Genomic DNA, 1,733 nt, shown 5'->3' with positions numbered 1-1,733 from the left:
TTGGTGGGTCTGAGTAGACTTGAACTACCGACCTCACCCTTATCAGGGGTGCGCTCTAACCAGCTGAGCTACAGACCCAGTTTCTTCCGTTACATCTATCAAACCAGGCAATCTGTGTGAGCACTTAACTTCTTCAAGGCTGTTTCATAAGGAGGTGATCCAGCCGCAGGTTCCCCTACGGCTACCTTGTTACGACTTCACCCCAGTCATGAACCACACCGTGGTGAACGTTCTCCCGAAGGTTAAACTATCCACTTCTGGTGCAGCCCACTCCCATGGTGTGACGGGCGGTGTGTACAAGGCCCGGGAACGTATTCACCGTGGCATTCTGATCCACGATTACTAGCGATTCCGACTTCACGGAGTCGAGTTGCAGACTCCGATCCGGACTACGACGCGCTTTTTGAGATCCGCTTACTATCGCTAGCTTGCTTCCCATTGTACGCGCCATTGTAGCACGTGTGTAGCCCATCCCGTAAGGGCCATGATGACTTGACGTCGTCCCCACCTTCCTCCGGTTTATCACCGGCAGTCTCCACAGAGTTCCCACCATTATGTGCTGGCAACTGAGGATAAGGGTTGCGCTCGTTGCGGGACTTAACCCAACATCTCACAACACGAGCTGACGACAGCCATGCAGCACCTGTCTCAGTGTTCCCGAAGGCACCAATCTATCTCTAGAAAGTTCACTGGATGTCAAGGGATGGTAAGGTTCTTCGCGTTGCATCGAATTAAACCACATGCTCCACCGCTTGTGCGGGCCCCCGTCAATTCATTTGAGTTTTAACCTTGCGGCCGTACTCCCCAGGCGGTCAACTTAGTGCGTTAGCTGCGTTACTCACCTTGTTTATAAGACGAACAACTAGTTGACATCGTTTACGGCGTGGACTACCAGGGTATCTAATCCTGTTTGCTCCCCACGCTTTCGTACCTCAGCGTCAGTTTCTGACCAGGTGGCCGCCTTCGCCACCGGTATTCCTTCCTATATCTACGCATTTCACCGCTACACAGGAAATTCTACCACCCTCTTCAGAACTCGAGCTTGCCAGTTCAAAATGCCATTCCCAGGTTGAGCCCGGGGCTTTCACATCTTGCTTAACAAGCCGCCTACGTACGCTTTACGCCCAGTAATTCCGATTAACGCTCGCACCCTCCGTATTACCGCGGCTGCTGGCACGGAGTTAGCCGGTGCTTCTTCTGTGGTTAACGTCAATCCACACACGTATTAAGTGTATGGCCTTCCTCACCACTGAAAGTGCTTTACAACCCGAAGGCCTTCTTCACACACGCGGCATGGCTGCATCAGGGTTTCCCCCATTGTGCAATATTCCCCACTGCTGCCTCCCGTAGGAGTCTGGGCCGTGTCTCAGTCCCAGTGTGGCTGATCATCCTCTCAGAACAGCTAGAGATCGTCGCCTTGGTGAGCCTTTACCCCACCAACTAGCTAATCTCGCTTGGGCCCATCTTTAGGTACAAGGTCCGAAGATCCCCTGCTTTGGTCCGTAGACATTATGCGGTATTAGCCACAGTTTCCCGTGGTTGTCCCCCTCCTAAAGGCAAGTTCCCAAGTATTACTCACCCGTCCGCCGCTCGTCAGCAAAGAAGCAAGCTTCTCTCTGTTACCGCTCGACTTGCATGTGTTAGGCCTGCCGCCAGCGTTCAATCTGAGCCATGATCAAACTCTTCAGTTTAAAAGTTTAATCGACCCATTGAATTTCATGACTTAAGCTTTA

The 1,733-nt window shown here is 52.2% G+C and carries 1 tRNA gene and 1 rRNA gene; both read right to left on the bottom strand.

What is annotated here, in order from left to right:
• Position 1: 1 nt before the first annotated feature.
• Positions 2-78 (bottom strand) — tRNA-Ile (locus tag NV375_RS12605).
• A gap of 69 nt (positions 79-147) precedes the next feature.
• A 16S ribosomal RNA gene (locus NV375_RS12600) occupies positions 148-1,691 on the bottom strand.
• Between the last annotated feature and the right edge of the window lie 42 nt (positions 1,692-1,733).

The sequence above is a fragment of the Pseudidiomarina sp. CB1 genome, assembly GCF_024752025.1.
GTDB lineage: Bacteria > Pseudomonadota > Gammaproteobacteria > Enterobacterales > Alteromonadaceae > Pseudidiomarina.
The sequence above is the reverse complement of the archived record's forward strand: the minus strand, read 5'-3'. Positions and strand labels throughout refer to the sequence as shown.